Source organism: Acidovorax sp. KPB24-07 (genome assembly GCF_057543315.1).
Window position 1 is genome coordinate 1 of sequence record NZ_BAAJYS010000930.1, and the last position, 602, is coordinate 602.

At 73.8% G+C, this 602-nt stretch carries 1 protein-coding gene; it reads left to right on the forward strand.

The features are described 5' to 3' along the window. Positions 1-602 (forward strand): MFS transporter (locus tag AC27IQ_RS26740; RefSeq protein ID WP_487091502.1); only part of this gene is annotated, 602 nt, incomplete at both ends.

The window sequence follows — 602 nt, forward strand, 5'->3', positions numbered from 1 at the left end:
CTGGGCCCACGCGCCCAAGCCCGGCACCGCCGGCGCGCCGGGCGCTGCGGCCGTGGCCGAGCACCCCATGGCCTTCCTCAAGCTGCCCTCGGTGTGGCTGTGCTTCTCGTTCTTCTTCTGGACCACCTGCGCCCTGAGCGCCATCCAGAGCTTCGCCAGCCCCGCGCTGCAGCAGATGTACGGCCTGCCGCTGGCGGTGACCTCCATGGTGGTCACGGGCTACATGCTGTGCGGCGCCGCCGGCATGGTGGTGGGCGGCTTTCTCGCCGGCCGCGTGGCGCGGCTGGAGGGCATCATCACCGTGTGCCTGCTGGCCACCGGCGTGCTGCTGCTGCTGGTGGGCACCGGCTGGCTGCCCGGCATGGGCGCCGTGGCGTTCGCCGCCATCGCGGGCCTGGGCACGGGCCTGGCGGGCCCCTCGCGCGACATGCTCATCAAGCGGGCCGCGCCCCCCGGGGCGACGGGCCGGGTCTATGGCACGGTGTATTCGGGCCTGGACCTGGGCTTTTGCGTGGCAGCCCCGATCTTTGGCGCGCTGCTGGACCGCGGCGCGGCGCACGGGATCTTCTATGGATCGGCCGCGGCGCTGGTGCTGGGCGTGG